The organism is Pseudoalteromonas sp. G4, assembly GCF_028875915.1.
GTDB lineage: Bacteria > Pseudomonadota > Gammaproteobacteria > Enterobacterales > Alteromonadaceae > Pseudoalteromonas.
This window is the reverse complement of sequence record NZ_JAPEHW010000003.1, coordinates 36,015-51,829: the sequence shown is the minus strand read 5'-3', so window position 1 is coordinate 51,829 and position 15,815 is coordinate 36,015. Positions and strand designations below refer to the sequence as shown.

Annotated in this window: 18 protein-coding genes and 1 pseudogene; 3 read left to right on the top strand and 16 right to left on the bottom strand. The window is 40.8% G+C overall.

Going from position 1 to position 15,815, the window contains the following annotated elements; all coding sequences use genetic code 11:
- Positions 1-279: 279 nt before the first annotated feature.
- The 3 genes from ON073_RS02255 to ON073_RS02245 form a co-directional block, all read right to left on the bottom strand.
- Positions 280-1,716, bottom strand: coding sequence for an ankyrin repeat domain-containing protein (locus ON073_RS02255; protein WP_274760231.1), 1,437 nt, complete (start codon positions 1,714-1,716; stop codon positions 280-282).
- 67 nt (positions 1,717-1,783) lie between these two features.
- Positions 1,784-2,209 carry a VOC family protein gene (locus tag ON073_RS02250; RefSeq protein WP_274760230.1) on the bottom strand — a complete coding sequence of 142 codons (426 nt, stop codon included), beginning with the start codon at positions 2,207-2,209 and terminating at the stop codon, positions 1,784-1,786.
- A gap of 303 nt (positions 2,210-2,512) precedes the next feature.
- Positions 2,513-3,094, bottom strand: a complete 582-nt coding sequence (locus ON073_RS02245) for a MarR family winged helix-turn-helix transcriptional regulator (RefSeq protein ID WP_274760229.1) — start codon at positions 3,092-3,094, stop codon at positions 2,513-2,515.
- A gap of 196 nt (positions 3,095-3,290) precedes the next feature.
- On the opposite strand from ON073_RS02245, the gene ON073_RS02240 reads away from it, so the two are divergent.
- Positions 3,291-4,496, top strand: a complete 1,206-nt coding sequence (locus ON073_RS02240; RefSeq protein ID WP_274760228.1) for a hypothetical protein — start codon at positions 3,291-3,293, stop codon at positions 4,494-4,496.
- Positions 4,497-4,542: 46 nt separating this feature from the next.
- Here ON073_RS02240 and ON073_RS02235 read toward each other — a convergent pair whose 3' ends face one another.
- Complete coding sequence (locus ON073_RS02235) at positions 4,543-6,177, bottom strand: trypsin-like serine protease (RefSeq protein WP_274760227.1); 1,635 nt, start codon at positions 6,175-6,177, stop codon at positions 4,543-4,545.
- A 306-nt stretch (positions 6,178-6,483) separates the two neighbouring features.
- Between ON073_RS02235 and ON073_RS02230 the strand changes: the two genes are divergently transcribed.
- Together ON073_RS02230 and ON073_RS02225 are read left to right on the top strand one after the other, a co-directional pair.
- Positions 6,484-7,239 (top strand): substrate-binding periplasmic protein, encoded by a 756-nt coding sequence (locus tag ON073_RS02230; RefSeq protein ID WP_274760226.1) that lies wholly within the window; start codon positions 6,484-6,486, stop codon positions 7,237-7,239.
- Positions 7,240-7,411: 172 nt separating this feature from the next.
- A complete protein-coding gene (locus ON073_RS02225; protein WP_274760225.1) occupies positions 7,412-8,002 on the top strand; it encodes a carboxymuconolactone decarboxylase family protein in 591 nt (196 codons plus the stop codon).
- Positions 8,003-8,006: 4 nt separating this feature from the next.
- On the opposite strand, the pseudogene ON073_RS02220 reads toward ON073_RS02225, so the two are convergent.
- The 12 genes and pseudogenes from ON073_RS02220 to ON073_RS02165 form a co-directional block, all read right to left on the bottom strand.
- Positions 8,007-8,656, bottom strand: a pseudogene (locus ON073_RS02220) (aspartate/glutamate racemase family protein).
- A 4-nt stretch (positions 8,657-8,660) separates the two neighbouring features.
- Positions 8,661-9,203, bottom strand: coding sequence for a GNAT family N-acetyltransferase (locus ON073_RS02215; RefSeq protein WP_274760224.1), 543 nt, complete (start codon positions 9,201-9,203; stop codon positions 8,661-8,663).
- Entirely contained in the window at positions 9,204-9,680 is a 477-nt protein-coding gene (locus tag ON073_RS02210) for a hypothetical protein (protein WP_274760223.1), read from the bottom strand.
- Positions 9,681-9,745: 65 nt separating this feature from the next.
- Positions 9,746-10,831, bottom strand: coding sequence for an alkene reductase (locus ON073_RS02205; protein ID WP_274760222.1), 1,086 nt, complete (start codon positions 10,829-10,831; stop codon positions 9,746-9,748).
- Positions 10,828-11,262: a YtoQ family protein gene (locus tag ON073_RS02200; protein ID WP_274760221.1), complete on the bottom strand. Its 435-nt coding sequence runs from the start codon at positions 11,260-11,262 to the stop codon at positions 10,828-10,830. Before ON073_RS02200 ends, ON073_RS02205 begins: the two co-directional genes overlap by 4 nt.
- An 18-nt stretch (positions 11,263-11,280) precedes the next feature.
- Positions 11,281-11,508, bottom strand: a complete 228-nt coding sequence (locus ON073_RS02195; RefSeq protein ID WP_274760220.1) for a DUF2798 domain-containing protein — start codon at positions 11,506-11,508, stop codon at positions 11,281-11,283.
- A gap of 63 nt (positions 11,509-11,571) precedes the next feature.
- Positions 11,572-12,111 (bottom strand): hydrolase, encoded by a 540-nt coding sequence (locus ON073_RS02190; protein ID WP_274760219.1) that lies wholly within the window; start codon positions 12,109-12,111, stop codon positions 11,572-11,574.
- Between the two features lie 31 nt (positions 12,112-12,142).
- Positions 12,143-12,541: a hypothetical protein gene (locus tag ON073_RS02185; protein ID WP_274760218.1), complete on the bottom strand. Its 399-nt coding sequence runs from the start codon at positions 12,539-12,541 to the stop codon at positions 12,143-12,145.
- 31 nt (positions 12,542-12,572) lie between these two features.
- Positions 12,573-12,878, bottom strand: coding sequence for a Fis family transcriptional regulator (locus ON073_RS02180; protein ID WP_274760217.1), 306 nt, complete (start codon positions 12,876-12,878; stop codon positions 12,573-12,575).
- 78 nt (positions 12,879-12,956) lie between these two features.
- Complete coding sequence (locus ON073_RS02175) at positions 12,957-13,685, bottom strand: SIMPL domain-containing protein (protein WP_274760216.1); 729 nt, start codon at positions 13,683-13,685, stop codon at positions 12,957-12,959.
- Between the two features lie 79 nt (positions 13,686-13,764).
- Positions 13,765-15,285 carry a carotenoid oxygenase family protein gene (locus ON073_RS02170; protein WP_274760215.1) on the bottom strand — a complete coding sequence of 507 codons (1,521 nt, stop codon included), beginning with the start codon at positions 15,283-15,285 and terminating at the stop codon, positions 13,765-13,767.
- Between the two features lie 11 nt (positions 15,286-15,296).
- Positions 15,297-15,716: a DUF2141 domain-containing protein gene (locus tag ON073_RS02165; protein WP_274760214.1), complete on the bottom strand. Its 420-nt coding sequence runs from the start codon at positions 15,714-15,716 to the stop codon at positions 15,297-15,299.
- Positions 15,717-15,815 lie beyond the last annotated feature (99 nt).

The window sequence follows — 15,815 nt, the reverse complement described above, 5'->3', positions numbered from 1 at the left end:
AAAAACCTACGGGCTAATAAGTTACTTTATCTAATTTTTTCAATAGATTATCAGTGTGGCTTCTCACTAACAATGTAAAACTTGGTAAGTTTTAGTGTGTCACCACTTAATTATGCCTTTTAAGGCTAGTTGTGTAATTTTATATTGATAAATTTATTTGACTATAACAAGGTATTACAAACGCCAGTTAGATGAACGCGCTAAATGTGGTGTTACACAATTTGCCTTGTTTATCAAAATGCTAAATGTATCGAGCTTGTTTATATAAAATGCGTTTTACTACTTTGGCAACTCAGCACTTAATAATGCAATCGCCAATTTATTATTTTTACTTTTAGCAACGTCTAACGCGGTTTTGCCGCGCTTATTTTTGCGTGATGTATCGGCACCGTTTTTAAGTAAAAAACGCAAATTATCAATTTTGCCTAAGTACGCCGCATCAATGGTGGGTGTGTCGCCGTTATTATTTGCGATGTTTAAATCGGCACCGTTTGATACCAGTAATTTTACTAATTCAAAATTGTTGGTGCTCCAGCCTGCAAGTATTAATGCGGTATCACCAGCTTTAGTTTGGGCATTTAGGTTTGCGCCTTGTTGTATTAGTAGCTTCGCTCCTGCCAATAAATAAGGGTCTTTACGAAAGCTTGTTATAAACAATGGCAGAACGGTACTGTTTGAATTATGCAGCTGAGTTTTGTTGCTTGTGGCATTTTGTAGCATGCGAAAATAGTCGTGCTTGTTGTTTGATAACGCAAATGCAAACAATGAATCTTTATTGATGATGATATTTTCAAACTTAGCACCATGGTCAATCAAGGCTTTTGCCATTTGAACATGGTTTAGTATTACCGATTGATAAAAAGCCTCGGTGATTATGGCGTGTTGATTGAGTGTGGAGTCAGTAATTGTGTTATTAAGTGCGCTTAAATCATTATTTACCACCGCATCTATCAGCGGGTGATTTGGTACTAAAGCGGGTGCTGTACTTTCGATAACGCCTTGTAGCCAAGGGTAAATAGACGACACTCGGGTGTAATATTCGCCAACGCCATAGTGCCCCTCAGTGATGCCATTGCCAACCTGATACGAGCTTATGCCAATCAAAATTGGTATGTTATCAACAATAACAAATGCAGGGCCGCCACTGTCACCGCGCGAGCTGATCCCTTCAAACTGGGTAGCGGTTTCGGGTTTATTAAAAGTAAAGCCAATTACATGCTCATTAGCACTTGCTACGATATTTGTAGCGCCTCGCTGCTTAGCATCATCTCGAATCAGGCCATCTTGCCCGTTGCCAAAGGTGCCTCTGCCAACAAAAATAACCTGTTGCCCAACTTCATTTTGTTGCTGATTTAGCGTCGCTGGTTTTGCGTTTTTTAGGGGATCTTTTAATTGAACCAGCGCGGCATCGTAAAATTCGTCATTGGCGCGTTTAAATTTGGGGTGGGTAACAATTTTTGCGACGCGGTATTGGCTGGTGATATGCCGCGCAGTAAAAGTGTCACTTTCTTTACCTGCTACGCAATGCGCTGCGGTTAACAGCCAGCTTTTGTCGATTACGGTAGCGGCGCAACCAGCAACATAAGCAACAGACGGTGAATACTGCTCGCCAAGCGCTAGGTACTTTTTATCGTCTACATCGTGCCTGATGACAATGGCATTAACCGCAGTTGTGGCAAAAATTAGTACGAGCGAAATAAAGGTATTCAATGTCAAAACGTATATCCCTATGTTGAATTTGCAGCGCGGTAGTAGTAAAGCTAACAGCCCTTATTATGTTTTTTTACACCACGGATTTATCGTAACACACTAACTCTACAACATTATTCTCAGGGTCTTTTACGTAAATTGAGCGCCACTGACACCATTGATGTTCGGCGGTTATTACTTCGCAACCGGCATTTTCTAGCCTTGTTTTCTCGGCTGAATAATCTTCTGATGAAATTTCTAACGCAAAATGATGCAGGCTTGAACAAGCTGGTTCAATGGTTGAGGTATTGTCATTGACAAATGCTCTCGGTAACTCTTCAGCAAATAAGCCAATTACTTGTGTATGGCCACCAAAGCCCTCTGCAATTTTAAAAAATGCGACTTTGGGAAATTCTTTAATCAGTTCAAGTCCGATAATGTTGGCGTAGAACGCTTTCATACTGTCCAGATCGCGCACTCTAAGTACTGTTTCGCCTAATCCTTTAATTGCAGGGTTCATCTCTTTCTCCTTAAAACATAACAGTCTATTAGTGTGCATAACGATTTAAGCGTGTTATCTAGACCTTAAAATTTGCAGACTAATCATTTTTTATTTAATTATTTCAGTAGATTATCAGTATAGCTTTAGGCTTACAACGTAAGGCTTGGCAATTATATGATTGGCCTAGCTTAATCGCTCGAACATTGGAATGGCATAAGGTGCTAGTTTTCTTTAAATGTTGGGAAGACTCAATGCTTACTTTATGCAGCGTGTTTATATTGAATCAAAGTTTTTAATAGTTCTCTTTGATTAGTGCTCTGATTAAGTCTTTTGTGTGCGTTTAAACCAACGGATTTGTTCACTTTGGTCGCGTGTGGGTGTGCCGCCATTGTCTTTGAGTGTTTGCGCATTTTGTGCCAGCATGCGCTCGGTATTGAGTTCAATTTTCTCAAGTACTGTCATCAGTAATGTTTGTTCTTCATCACTAATGCCATCGAGCACATCTTCACAGCGTTTGGCCATGTAGTTAGCAATATTTTGGTAAATAGGTATGCCAGCTTTGCTTAATTCAACAAATTTACTGCGGCTGGTGGAATGGTCGTTGGCGGCTTGAATAAGCCCTTCTTTTAACAGCCCATTGATTGCGCGCGTAACTGAGTAAGGGTCAAGCCGTGTTTGGTAAGCAATATCAGCCGCATTTATTGGGCCATACGAGCCAATATTTAATAGTACGCGAATGGCGCGTGTATCTAGGTGGGTGATGTGTTTTACGTTGGCGTCTCTATCGAGCGCGAGCAAGTTACTTGCGGTGGCAATTCGATAGGGCACTTGGTTGTATAGATCGAGACAGCCAGATACCTTGCTGTTTAAATTAAATGCCGTTTTACGCGAATTGCTTGTCATGCTTTTTCCCAAAATAAAAGTGCATTGGCACTTTTGTTTAGACTTCTTTGCAGCAGCATAGCTAAATGTTTTGCAATTTGCGACAAAGTGGCTGCTGCTTGCTTTATTTTTAATCGCTACGGTTTTAATGATTAAGGGTGAATGGTCACAAAGCTCGTGATAGATTATTGGGGTAATTACTTTTTTATTAATAATAATGACATTAGAAAAAGAAGATCTGATTTTATTAAATCGAACAGGCGATAATTTAAAAAGCGTACTTAGGCAGGTGGTGCAGCATTTTCCGCAATCGGCAGGCTCTATTAATGGCATGTCGCGTTGGCTTGATTTTAACCGCTCAAACTGTCAGCGCATTTTAGAAGGCATTAATAAAAGTAAAGATGGCAAAGACGCTTTGTGTTTGTTCCCAGGCATAGCAGGCTTAGAAGAGTTTTTACAAAAAGCAGCGCAGCAAAATATTGAAAATAGCGTGCTGTTAGAGGCGCAAAAAGCTGTTGAAGTGTTTGCTAAAGTACTTAAAAAATACGCGCGCAGCCACGCTGAGCTAAAGCGTTTATTGGGTAGCAGTGTTGTTAAAAGCAAAGCTAACCATGGCGCGCTTACATCTAATGAAAAACGCGAGCAACATTACTTGGCGTCAAAGCAGTTGTTAGGTGCCTCAATTAATAGTTTATTTGCCTGCTATATTTTGCGTGAGAACGAGCTTAACACCCAATATTTACATGAAGTTGCCCTTATTTCTAAAAAAGGGATTTCTCGCGCCATTGAAGCGCAGCCGTTTATTCAATTTTATTCGCATCCGCAACCTGAAAACTTTACATCTCCAGAGCCAATTTGTGGTGATTCTCGGGTTCAAAAAGGGGCATTTCAGGTGGGTGTGGTTGAGGAGTTTTCAACGCTTGGGTTAATTGACGCGTATTCGAGCTACTCTGCGAGTAATTCGGGTATTGTGTTTAATAACTTGCCCAAAAGCACGCAGTTTGATGCCACTTTTTTATTTAGTAACCCAGATGAACTATCGAACCCGCTTAACTCATCGAGCAATTGTAGTTCAACCAGTATCTCTATTAAAACACCAACGAAAAAGCTGTTTATGCTGGTGTTTTTAGAAAAGAAATTGGCGATGCAAAGCTTAGTAAATGTGGGCTGTTATGCAGGCAATCAAAAGGTAGAAGAAGGTAAATTACGCGCCGATGATATGTGGACCGAAAAACTGCCGGAATTCCCTGAGTTAAAAATTGTGCCAAATGGCACGCCACTGCAAGGTGATATGCAAGCTATGACAGATTATTTGTTTAATTTCGCTGAGTTAGATGCCAATGACTTTTGCTGTTATTTACTGGAAGTGGAGCACCCAATTTGGTCGTCAACCTACCGTGTGTACTTTGAACACCAGTTATAACCGCAGGTTTAAAAATGAAAAAAGGCGCCAATTGGCGCCTTTTAGTTTATTGGCACTGACCAACTAATGACCATGCGCCCCATTGACCTGTTTGTTCTGGGTTCTCGCCTTGAGTCCACCAGTTTGCTTGGTATACCTTGTTGTTAAGCGATACCTGATCACCGGCAAAATACACTTGTAACGCGTCCCATGTTGGTGCTTGGCAGTTGTTTTGGTTGCCGTCTGTAATTGTAAGCGTTTTTGCAATGCTGTCGGTTTGACCGCTGCTATCAACCACTGTCAACGTCACTGTATAAGTACCCGCTACAGCGTAGCTGTGAGAAGGGTTTGTCGCTTGTGATGTATTGCCATCACCAAAGCGCCAATCGACACTTGTAATGCCGTTGTCATCTGACGAAAGGTTGCTAAATTGCACAGTAGAGCCACTTACGCTAAAACTAAAATCAGCATTAGGTGCTTGGTCGCCACCTGTTGTGCCACAGGTACCTGAGTCACGCCATACATTGCTGTAAACATCGGGTTGTGCGCCTGTAGACCACCAAGTTGCTTCGTATTTACGGCCATTAAAGCTTACTTTGTCACCCAGTGCATACGATTGCGTTGATGACCATGAAGTTAAACCATCACAGCCAGATTGATTGCCCTCAGACACAGTAACCGACTTGGTTAAGCTATTGCTTTGGTTTGCTGTATCAACCACGGTTAATTTTACGGTGTAGGTACCCGCTTGCTGATATTGGTGGCTTGGGTTTTGCTGCTGGCTTGAGCTGCCATCACCAAAGTCCCATTGATAGCTGTTTATGCCATTATCATCACTTGATGAGTCGCTAAACTGTGCAGTTAAGCCATTAATTGTGAAGCTAAAATTAGCAGTTGGTGCGTTGTCGGTTGTGTCATCACCTATGCCTGTTTTTTGTTTGATCCAATCAAGGTAACTGGTCGTGCGGGTAAATGCCGTAGCGCCACTACATGCAATGCCCCAACTTACCGTACCAATGCTGTAAAAATCATTACCCACTTTTACCGCATATGGGCCACCACTGTCGCCATTACACGCTGAAACGCCCCCTGTACCACCGCCACAAATTACCGAATTTGGTATGTTGTAGTTGAGCTGGCTAGAGCAACTGCTATTAGAAATAACAGGCAATTGCACCTCGCGAAGTACATCGCTTGGTGAGCCTTGATTGTAAGTAAGTCCCCAACCAGAAACCGTTACGCGGTCGCCAACATCGGCATAAGTTTGTTCAATTTGCTGTGTTGGCAGTTTGGCAGGTGTATATTTGCTGCTAGCAGGTGATGCAAGGCGCAGTAGGCCAATATCATAACCACTGCGAATGCCATTAGCGCCGCGCCAATATTCATGATTTATTATCTGAGATACAGCGATGGTTTGGCCATCGTTACGGCTTATGCTGTGTGCGCCAACACGTACTGTTAACGATGCTGTTGAAGCGTTATCAAGACAGTGTGCTGCAGTTAACACCCAATCTTTACTAATTAATGTACCACCACAACCTTGGCGCCCATTCATTAGTAGTGCAACTTGATAAGGGCGAGAGTAAGGTGTTGATTCTGATCCACCAACAATGTTTGGTTTTACTTCAATAAATGCGTTTGCATTGTAACTTGACGCAAGCAAAGTTGAGAATAAGGACAGCGAAAGAAGTTTAATCTTCATGGTATTTCCTTTGTTGTTATTGTTGCATACAAATAAATCTCAGATACATCTCAGAATCAATTTTTAGCTTAATTAATAAACTGGTCATTCCAGTTTGTATTTTTGCTTTATTTTTATACAGGCAAGAGAGTGCCTAAAGATGTTGTGTAACAATTTATTTACATCTGTTAGTTTTGCCATATATGTTTGGAGCTATAAATGGTCGTAAAACAAATTTGGAAGGATGTGCAATACTTAAACACTTAGGCTGGTAATTTGTTTAGAGGTTGGCCTTAGAGCGCAGTAACTTGGCTGAGGAGTATTATTTTGAAAAAAATAATATCGTTTAGGTTGATATTAGTATTTTTTGCTATGTGCTTTAGCGTAAAAAGCTGGTGCTATTCTGTGCTGATTTATCATAATGCCAACCCTCCTTACAGTTATACAAAAAATGGCAAACTAAAAGGAATTTTCCCTGACTTGTTTAAGGAAATTAGTAAGTTAACGGGAATTGAATTTGAGTTTGAATCATATTCTGTGATGCGGGGTCAATTACTATTTGATAATGGCAAAATTGATATTGAGCCAGGCATTAATCCAATTTGGCGAGTTGATCGCGCAGTATCTGGAATTTACTCAATATCATATGCTTACTCTCAAGAAGTTATTGTTTCAAATAAGCAGAGTAAGATTCAAAACCCTCAAAGTCTCTATGGCAAGTTAATTGGGATTGTTAGGGGATATAAGTACAATGATTTTGAGCAACATTTTGGCCCTTTTAAGATTGAAAAGTTGGAAGGCCGATCTGAACCCGATTTACTCAAGTTATTAGCTAAGGGAAGAATTGATTATGCCCTAATGGGTGAAACAACAGCGCAATATTATATCAATAAACATTACGGTAACTTGAGCTTGGTTTATACGGTTGAAAGAACCCCCGTTTCTATCCGTTTTCAACCTCACTTAAAAGAGTTAAAACAAAAAGTTAATGATGCGCTTAAGCTACTAATTGACAATGGCACCATTGAACAAATTTATATAAAGAATACTGGCAACAATTCAGACTTACTAGACTCCCTATAAACCCCCAAAAAATATTTTTTATAATTACATCCAAGCAATTTCTCAGCATTGATGAATCAGTAATGTTGTTTTTGAGTGTGTCTAAATAAAATATTTTGGCTAGACAGAGGAAACTGGTCTGGTTATATTTATGTTGCATATGCAACATAAATATAACCAACAGGAGACAAGCATGGCGTTAGTAACCCCTTTATCACCGGATCACGACAGCGAAGTGGCAGAACTTGCAAAGTTCTTTAACGAAACTTTAGGCTTTTGCCCAAATAGCGTATTAACCATGCAAATTCGACCAGAAATTGCCCGTGCATTTATTAATTTAAATAAAGCTGTAATGGCAAACGAAGGGCGCGTTACAGCAGAGCAAAAGCGATTAATTGGCTATATCACCAGTGCAAATACGGGCTGTCGTTATTGTGAAGCCCATACCATTTTAGCGGCCGAGCGTTATGGTGGCAGCGATGAGCGTTTAAAGCATATTTGGCAATTTAGAACATCTGATTTATACAGTGATGCAGAAAAAGCAGCCTTTGAATTTGCACTGGCAGCATCCAGCGTGCCTAATGCAGTTAATGACGAGATTTCGGCTAATTTAAAAGAACACTGGAATGATGGTGAAGTTGTTGAAATTTTAGGTGTAATTTCGCTGTTTGGTTATTTAAACCGTTGGAATGATAGCATGGGTACAACCATGGAAGATGGCGCTGTTGCCGCAGGCAAAGAACACCTAACACATAATGGCTGGGAGGTAGGTAAACACCAATAACTCGTTAAGGTTTGAGTGCAAATTTCACTGCAGCATCTGCGTGAATAGTCGTGGTGTCGTAAAGCGGAATTTCGGTATCGTTTTGTGACACCAATAATGCAATTTCAGTGCAGCCTAAAATGATTGCCTGTGCACCTTGGCGATAAAGCTTATTAATTATGTTTAGGTAGCGCTCTTTTGAATCAAGATTAATCTCACCTAAGCAGAGTTCGTCATAAATAACACGATGCACAAAACTACGGTCGTATTTTTATAAAAGCCTTGTTCCATAGTAAACGCGGTACCGAGTAACCCAACGCGCGAAATACCATCATTGATAAGCTGCGCCGCTGTGGCATCGGCGATGTGTATTAATGGAATTTTAATTTCTTGCTCAATTTGATGTGCCACTTTATGCATAGTGTTGGTGCAAATAAGCAAGCAGTTGGCACCTGCGGCTTCTAAATCTTGTGCTGACTTACTGAGCATATCGCCCATTTGCTGCCATTCGCCTGCCCGTTGTAGTTTTTCGATGTGATCAAAATTAACACTGTACAGCAAGATTTGTGCGCTATTTAAACCGCCAAGTTTAGCCTTAACTCCTTGGTTAATGGCTTTGTAGTAGTTGAGTGTTGATTCCCAACTCATGCCACCTAAAAGGCCTATTGTTTTCATTGTGTTACCAATACTGAGATTGGTTAAGTGGTGCAACACAGTGTATTTCACCAACCAATTCATTGAGCGGTTTACCCGTTAAAGAAACAGCCTGCCAACCGTGTGGGAAAGACAGCGTAAATGGTGGGATAAGTTGTTGTTCTGAAATCGGTTCAAAACCTGTTTTGCTGTAAAAACGTGGGTCTCCATAGGTCACTACAAAGTCTACGCCATGAGCTTTTAAGTCGTTTAAGGCAAAGCGGATTAACTCTTGGCCAATGCCTTTACCTTGCTGCGATGACGCTACCGCCATTGGCGATAAGATCATCGCTTTAATTTTGCTATGGTGCTTGAAATAAAGCTGGCTAAAAAATACAGCAGCAAATAAAGTACCTTGCTGATGAGCGACAAAGGGCATTAATTCATCGCTATTACATTCACGCTGCATTTCGTCAGTTAATGTACCGATTTGTAAGCCCGCATTTGCGCCTTCTGAATCACTAAACACATGAGTGAATAATGTTGTTATTTCAGTAGGAGAATGTTGCCCTAAACGCTCAAATTGCATTTATACAGTACCTTGTTTGCATTGCTGTATTAGCTTACCGTTATCACCCACATTGTGACGAGCAAGCGGCTTTGTGATTACTTCAGAGGCTTTTTCTTTAGTCTCTACATCTTGTAACCATACCGAAATGTTTTCATTATTAATTTCGTGAGCAAGCTGGTAATTACCACCTTCGGGGAAATCCATTTTGAAGTTAACGTAAGCCTCTCGGTAAGAGTGTAAAACACCGACATTTTGATATGTTGCTTTTACCCAAAGGTCGTGTTCGCCTGCTGGGTATTGCCTTGCCGCAATCCAACTCGTAGGCTTTTTGTTATGACACATTAAATAAACGTATTCTTTGGTGTCATTCATATGATCGTAACTAAAATTCTCAACGCGGAAATGACCGTCTTTCACGTCTTTTTCGAAAGGGAACATTGCGCACGCCGTTAAGCTTGCAATAAGAGGTGAAATTAAAAGGAGTTTTTTATTCATCTTGATTCCTTGTAGATGAGTGAGAGTTTTTAGAGTAATTGCTTTTATTCGAAACTGCAAATGTTTCAATAATCGGTATAACCCTCTTTGCCACCACCATAAAATGTATTGTGAGCATCATTTGGTAAGGTGTTTAATGGCAAATTTTCCGCCATTTTTTCTACCAAATTTGGGTTGCAAATATATGCTGTACCAAACGCGAATAGCTCTGCAAAACCTTGATTTAAAAGCTGTTCCGCGCTGTGTTGTGTTAGTCCGCCGGCAAGCATTATCGGGTGCGGATAAAGTAAACGCATTTGCTTTCTAAATGAGTCGCTAATCGGTTGGTAATTGCCAATATTTTCCGATAAATGCAAATAAGCTAAGTGTAACGGTGCGAGCGCCTTCAAAAGTGTAAGAGTGAGTTTTGGCATCTCACTGTCATGCTGTTGGAAGCTACTAGAAACAAATGGTGAAATACGCAGCCCCACTTTATCACTGCCAATAGCATTGGCAACGGCGTTGCAAACATCGACAGTTAAGCGAATGCGATTTTCAATTGAGCCGCCGTATTGATCATTACGCTGATTGGTATATCGGCGCATAAACTGATCAAGCAAATAACCATGAGCACCATGAATTTCAACGCCATCAAAGCCTGCTAACATGGCATTTTTTGCAGCAATCACAAAGTAATCAATTGTGTTTTGAATATCGCTTAAATCCATGGCTTTTGGCATTGTGGTGTCTATCATGCCTAGCTCGCCATTAGCCATGGGGCCATATACTTTATCGGGCTCTTTAAGTGCTGAAGGTGCCAAGGGCTGTAAGCCTTCAATAGCAGTACTTGAACGCCTGCCCACATGCCAAAGCTGAATAAAGATTTTGCCACCGCGCTCATGTACCGCCTGAGTTACTTTTTGCCAGCCAGTTATTTGCGCTTCAGTATAAATACCGGGTGTAAGCGAATAACCGCGTGCAACGGGTGAAATGGGCGCGCCTTCTGTAATAATCAGGCCTGCACTGGCACGCTGTGAATAATATTCCGCCATTAAATTGTTAGGAATATTACCCGGTTGCGTGGCACGCGAACGGGTCATAGGTGCCATTACTATGCGGTTTTTAAGTGTTAATGAGCCAAGTGATATTGGCTCAAATAAACTGAGGCTCATGGATTCAGTGTGTACGCTAAAATTTCGACAATTTGTGATGGTGACGTCGCCCAAGCTTGCGCACTGCCGTCGACTTCTTTTAATGCATGCACAATGTCTTCGCTATGCAGTGTAATGTAAGGTTTGCCTAATGCTGCGCAGTAACCCGCATCAAACGCCGCATTCCATTGTTTGTATTTGTCACCAAAGCGAATAATCGCTAAATCACATGATTTTATGGCGTTTTGAATACGAATGGCGTTTACTTTTGCTGACTTATGATCGCGCCAAAATGAATTATCTTCTTCACCTAGGCAATCGCCTGCAGCATCACTGGATTCATGGTCGGTATTGGGCGAAACGAAGGTAATATCGAGGCCTTTTGCTTGGCAGCCAGAAATGATTTGCTCGCGCCAGTCGCTGTGAATTTCACCTGATAAATATACTTTCATTTTGTGCTCCTTACACGTCTAATCTTTGGCTAATACAAATTGAGTAAGCTTTGCCACAACGGGTGCTACTAAGGTAACAGCTGGAAAGGCAACAACAAAGGCGAATGCCCATGCTTTTAACCAAATGGTCAGAACGTTATCAACTAATCCAACATTAAATAATGTGATAACAAATGACATTAGACATGACATTAAAAGCGCCATAAAAAAGGCAAAAACAAAGCGTTGATACTTACTCGGGATCATTATTCAAACTACTTATTAGATACACCATCACAGCCTAACACAATTGCTTTGTCAGCGAGAAGGTCACTTAATTAAATTTAAAATGGTTTTAAAACGCTCATCGCGGCAGTCTTTGACCAGTTCAAATAACGCCATTTCAAGGCCTGTAATGTGTGCGCCCAGATGTTGCAATTTATTAACTGCGAGCTGTTTGTTTTCAAGTTTGCGCGATGCAATACAGTCACTCACTAAATGTACTTGGTAGTTATTTTGTAAAAGACTCGCGGCAGTTTGATATACACAAATATGCGCCTCAATTCCGCAAATGAGCCAATTGGGTTTGTTTTCTTTGGCGATGGCCGCAAGAAAGCTTGGCTCGCGGCAAGCGTCAAAAGTGTATTTGGTAATCGGGTTGATGCCATCTAATAAAGAAGCGATGTTAGGGTGCGTGTTACCCAGTTTTTCAGGGTTTTGTTCAAGCCATATAATCGGTAAATTGAGCTCTTTGGCACCGCCAATAAGTGCTTGGCAGTGATTAATGTATTGCTCGCCGCCATCCATTAATGTGGCTAATTTTCCTTGAATATCAACAATGATTAAACCGGTATTGTGGCAATTTAACATCTTTAGGCTTCCTTATTTGTGCCGTATTTAGCTATTTTGTACGGGTATAAACCGTCAGTAAAGGAAATTTACTTTCACCAAAATTGATAGTGAGTGATACGGTTTCATCGCCATTAAAAGCGTGTTTAAACGGCAATGGATTAATACGTGCACCATTACTTACCTGCGCCATTAAATGGTTGTGATTTAACGTACGTGAACCGCTAGATAGGTTTTTAATCGTGACGACGGCAAAGCGCTCGCCCTCATCGTTACTCATTAAAATAAAATTGTTTATTTGAAAATCACTGAGTTCAGGCTCAATATTACGCTCATTGGGAAACGCCAGTTCAATGCTATTGGGTACCACGCGGTCAACGCTTATCACATCTTCGTTGGCGCTTACTAAAAATGGCAAGATACATAATAAAAGGCTAAAAAATCGAAGCATAAGAGTTCCTAGTTAATAATGGCAAACGCCGTTAAGGCGCTTTTTGCTGGGTGGTAAAGTAAATGCATTGGTTTAGTATATTTTGTTTAATATCTAACGGGCTAAGCGCATTAAAAATACGTGCTTTGGTGCTATTTAATTCATCACTTTTCATAAAATGGTTTAAAGCGTCGTCGTGTTCAAATACACAAGTGATTTGCAGGCTTTGTGGGAACTTTTGGTAGTTTACGGTATGAGTAATCCAACAAAAGCCTGAAAGATCTTTTAAGTGGTTTTCGCAAAGAGCAGTTAGCGCTTGGCGAATAGAGTTATCAATTTTTTTATCTGATTTGCGCATTATTCTTTATGTAAAAATTAGCTGAGCAACGATGTGGCGTTGCTCAGCAAGTTACTATTGGTTAGATGAAAACAAATGTTATGACTTACTTTTAATATCAAATACCACATTAATTGTGGCTTTAAAGGTTAACTCATCTTGTAGATAAGTGCCTGGCGATACTGAGCCCATATCGGCACTTATCATTCGGGCGTTGCCCATTTTTTCCATATTACTATAGTGCCTGATTTGTTCGTGATTTTGAGCATCAATACTATAAACTTTGCCAATTGATGCACCAAATGCGTTGGCAAGTGCAGCGCCATTGCTTTTTGCGTTTTCAATGGCAAGTTCAACGGCTTTTTGTTGTAACTCTTCTTCTTTTGATGATGCCATCTCAAGATGTTGGATTTGATTTACTTCAACACTTAGTGCTAAGTCCATTACATCACTTAGCAGGTTTAAATCGTTTACCGTAACTTTGATGGTGCGATTAGCTGAATAACCCACATGCAATTGTTTACGTTGCTGTTGAGAGTATTCATAGCGTGGTGACGTGGCAATGCGCGATGCAACAATGTCGCTTTCTTTGATATCAAACTTTTTTAAGCCTTTTAACAGCGCATTAAAGCGTTTATCTACTTCAGCTTTCGCTTCTGCACTTTTTTTATCAGTATGCTCTACCGATAAATGCAAAATTGCGATATCGGGTTTTACTGAAGTTTCACCGTAGCCTGTAATGGCAATATGTCGGTGATTGGGCAACGGGCTGTTGGCAAATGCAAAACTTGAAAGGGCTAATAGCGATAGATAAAACAATGGCTTCATGGTGCGTCCTTTTTAAATAAGTCTCTGTTTTGAGATACGAATTATAAATAAGTTCACCATAAAGCATTGTCAAGAATTGTTAAACCGCCATAAAATTACCGTGAAACCCAAGTGGTAAGGTGTAAGGCAGCCAAGCGCGGCAAATGGGCCCATCACTAACATGACCTATTTTGAAAATATTAACGCAGGTGCGTTTTGATGGCACATGAAGCGCTGTGCCGACTAAATAGCCGTTTCCTTCTTGTTGTGACTTATCAAAAATCACATGCTCTTCAACTAAAAAGTCTTCGCCATAAACAAAGGTATCTTGTTTGCCATTATTTACATTAACCACGCGCACACTGTCGCTCCACACATCACTTGTTACCGATGATAAAGTCACTAGTAAATTATTTTGTAACCCTGTTAAATGATCGTACACGCGCGGGAACTCACTGATGCCATCAATAATTTGCTTATCGCTAGTACCATTTGGATGCAGCTTGAACAATACGGTGTTGGCAGGGGCCGCTTCACTAGTTACACCGCGCATTAAATCGCTCATGTAATGCAAGGTTTCAATATTCGGGTAAAGGCTTGCATCAAAGCGAATAGTGCCTGTTGCATCTTCCCATGCATTACCAAAGTGAAAAACAAAGCCAGCATCTAACTGGTATTCGCGTTTTAAAGTAAGGGTGTTTTTATCAACTACCAATACGCGCATTGGTTGCTGTTTATTAAAGCGGATAGCACCAAAAAAGCGCTCGTCGGTTTTATCTCGTTCAAGCGACGGCAAAATTAAGAGCACATGATGCTGTGTAATTAGAAAATCATGCAGCATGCCACCACGATAGCCACTTTGCAGCAAATTTACTTTTTGTGTGATACCGAATTTATTGATGTGATAGAGCACAATGTCGCCATTGATGGTGCTGCCAAAATTCCAAATACTGCCATCGGCGTCAATTTTAGGATGCGCCGAAAAAGGCAGGCCTTTTAAGCTGTTGCCGAAGCGCGTGTTTTTGCCTAAATTGACAACACCCTTGGTTGCTAGGCTGGTGGCATCAAGTGCTGTTGCAGAGCCTGCTTCCCAAAGGGCCCAAAGCTCGCCATTTACTGGGATCACATTAGTGTTGGCTGTGTTAATTGCATCAGGGCTATTAACCGATAGGCTGTTTTGCAGTTTGCTATCTGGGCCTGAAAATAAAAATTTATTAGCTGCTTGCTCTTTTTGATATTTAGCGGTTTGCACAAACTTACCCTGATGGGAGATACCGCGCTCAGTAAAGCTAAATTGTTGGATCATGCCATCACCTTCAAACAAGTGCAGGTAACGTTGATTGTTGCGCTGATGCACCGCTGGGCCATTGCGATAAAATGCCCCCCTAAAATCATGTGGCAACGCGCCTTCAATAGTTAGCTGTTGCAAATGTAAATTATGAGTTACACCTTCAAAGCCAATTAAATTGGGGTTTCGAGCTTTTGCTTTTTTAAAAAGCTCGGCGTTAAGTTTTAAAAGGTCGTTTTGTGCCTGCGGCAAATTTGCAAAGGCTGGCAGCGCAGAGCAGCCAGCTACCACTGATAGACCTAATAAGCTTTTAATTGCGTCTCTTCGCTGCATGATGACTTTCCTTAGTAATTTACTTTTGAGCTGTTAGTAACTGGGGTATCCGCAACTGCAAATGCCATTTCGCGATAGCTTGGTGGGCCAAAGTTCACAGTCGCATCATTCGAAAAGCCATAACCTTCAACGGGAATGCGAAACATATTGGTATCTAGGCTGCCGTTATCATTTTCATCATGGAAAAAACGAATGGCGTAGTCACCGGGTACTACATCGTTAAATGTTACCGTTACGTTACCTTGTTTAGCGCTTACAATAGTTGCGTTATACGCTTTACCTTTTTTGTAGTTTTCTTCTCCTTGGAACAACTGCACAAAGAGTTTGCCGTTGCTATGTTTAACCGCCTCAATATTAAATTGCACGGTTTGCGCGTATATAGGTAGAATAAAAAGGTTTAAAGCAATTACGCATAGTTTTAAAAGTTTCATTGTTTGTCCTTATATTTGAGTAAATAATTCGAGCGGTTATTTGCTCGTGAGGTAAACGTTAAAGTGATTTTTTTAATGCAACAATGACGCTTTCGTCAG

Excerpts from the sequence above, each read along its gene's own strand:
- ON073_RS02245 (WP_274760229.1), bottom strand. The coding sequence starts at position 3,094 with ATGACAAGCAATTCGCGTAAAACGGCATTTAATTTAAACAGCAAGGTA.
- ON073_RS02185 (WP_274760218.1), bottom strand. The coding sequence starts at position 12,541 with ATGCTTCGATTTTTTAGCCTTTTATTATGTATCTTGCCATTTTTAGTA.
- ON073_RS02200 (WP_274760221.1), bottom strand. The coding sequence starts at position 11,262 with ATGAAAGTATATTTATCAGGTGAAATTCACAGCGACTGGCGCGAGCAA.
- ON073_RS02175 (WP_274760216.1), bottom strand. The coding sequence starts at position 13,685 with ATGAAGCCATTGTTTTATCTATCGCTATTAGCCCTTTCAAGTTTTGCA.
- ON073_RS02170 (WP_274760215.1), bottom strand. The coding sequence starts at position 15,285 with ATGCAGCGAAGAGACGCAATTAAAAGCTTATTAGGTCTATCAGTGGTA.
- ON073_RS02215 (WP_274760224.1), bottom strand. The coding sequence starts at position 9,203 with ATGCAATTTGAGCGTTTAGGGCAACATTCTCCTACTGAAATAACAACA.
- ON073_RS02235 (WP_274760227.1), bottom strand. The coding sequence starts at position 6,177 with ATGAAGATTAAACTTCTTTCGCTGTCCTTATTCTCAACTTTGCTTGCG.
- ON073_RS02205 (WP_274760222.1), bottom strand. The coding sequence starts at position 10,831 with ATGAGCCTCAGTTTATTTGAGCCAATATCACTTGGCTCATTAACACTT.
- ON073_RS02180 (WP_274760217.1), bottom strand. The coding sequence starts at position 12,878 with ATGCGCAAATCAGATAAAAAAATTGATAACTCTATTCGCCAAGCGCTA.
- ON073_RS02195 (WP_274760220.1), bottom strand. The coding sequence starts at position 11,508 with ATGATCCCGAGTAAGTATCAACGCTTTGTTTTTGCCTTTTTTATGGCG.
- ON073_RS02190 (WP_274760219.1), bottom strand. The coding sequence starts at position 12,111 with ATGTTAAATTGCCACAATACCGGTTTAATCATTGTTGATATTCAAGGA.
- ON073_RS02165 (WP_274760214.1), bottom strand. The coding sequence starts at position 15,716 with ATGAAACTTTTAAAACTATGCGTAATTGCTTTAAACCTTTTTATTCTA.
- ON073_RS02225 (WP_274760225.1), top strand. The coding sequence starts at position 7,412 with ATGGCGTTAGTAACCCCTTTATCACCGGATCACGACAGCGAAGTGGCA.
- ON073_RS02240 (WP_274760228.1), top strand. The coding sequence starts at position 3,291 with ATGACATTAGAAAAAGAAGATCTGATTTTATTAAATCGAACAGGCGAT.
- ON073_RS02210 (WP_274760223.1), bottom strand. The coding sequence starts at position 9,680 with ATGAATAAAAAACTCCTTTTAATTTCACCTCTTATTGCAAGCTTAACG.
- ON073_RS02250 (WP_274760230.1), bottom strand. The coding sequence starts at position 2,209 with ATGAACCCTGCAATTAAAGGATTAGGCGAAACAGTACTTAGAGTGCGC.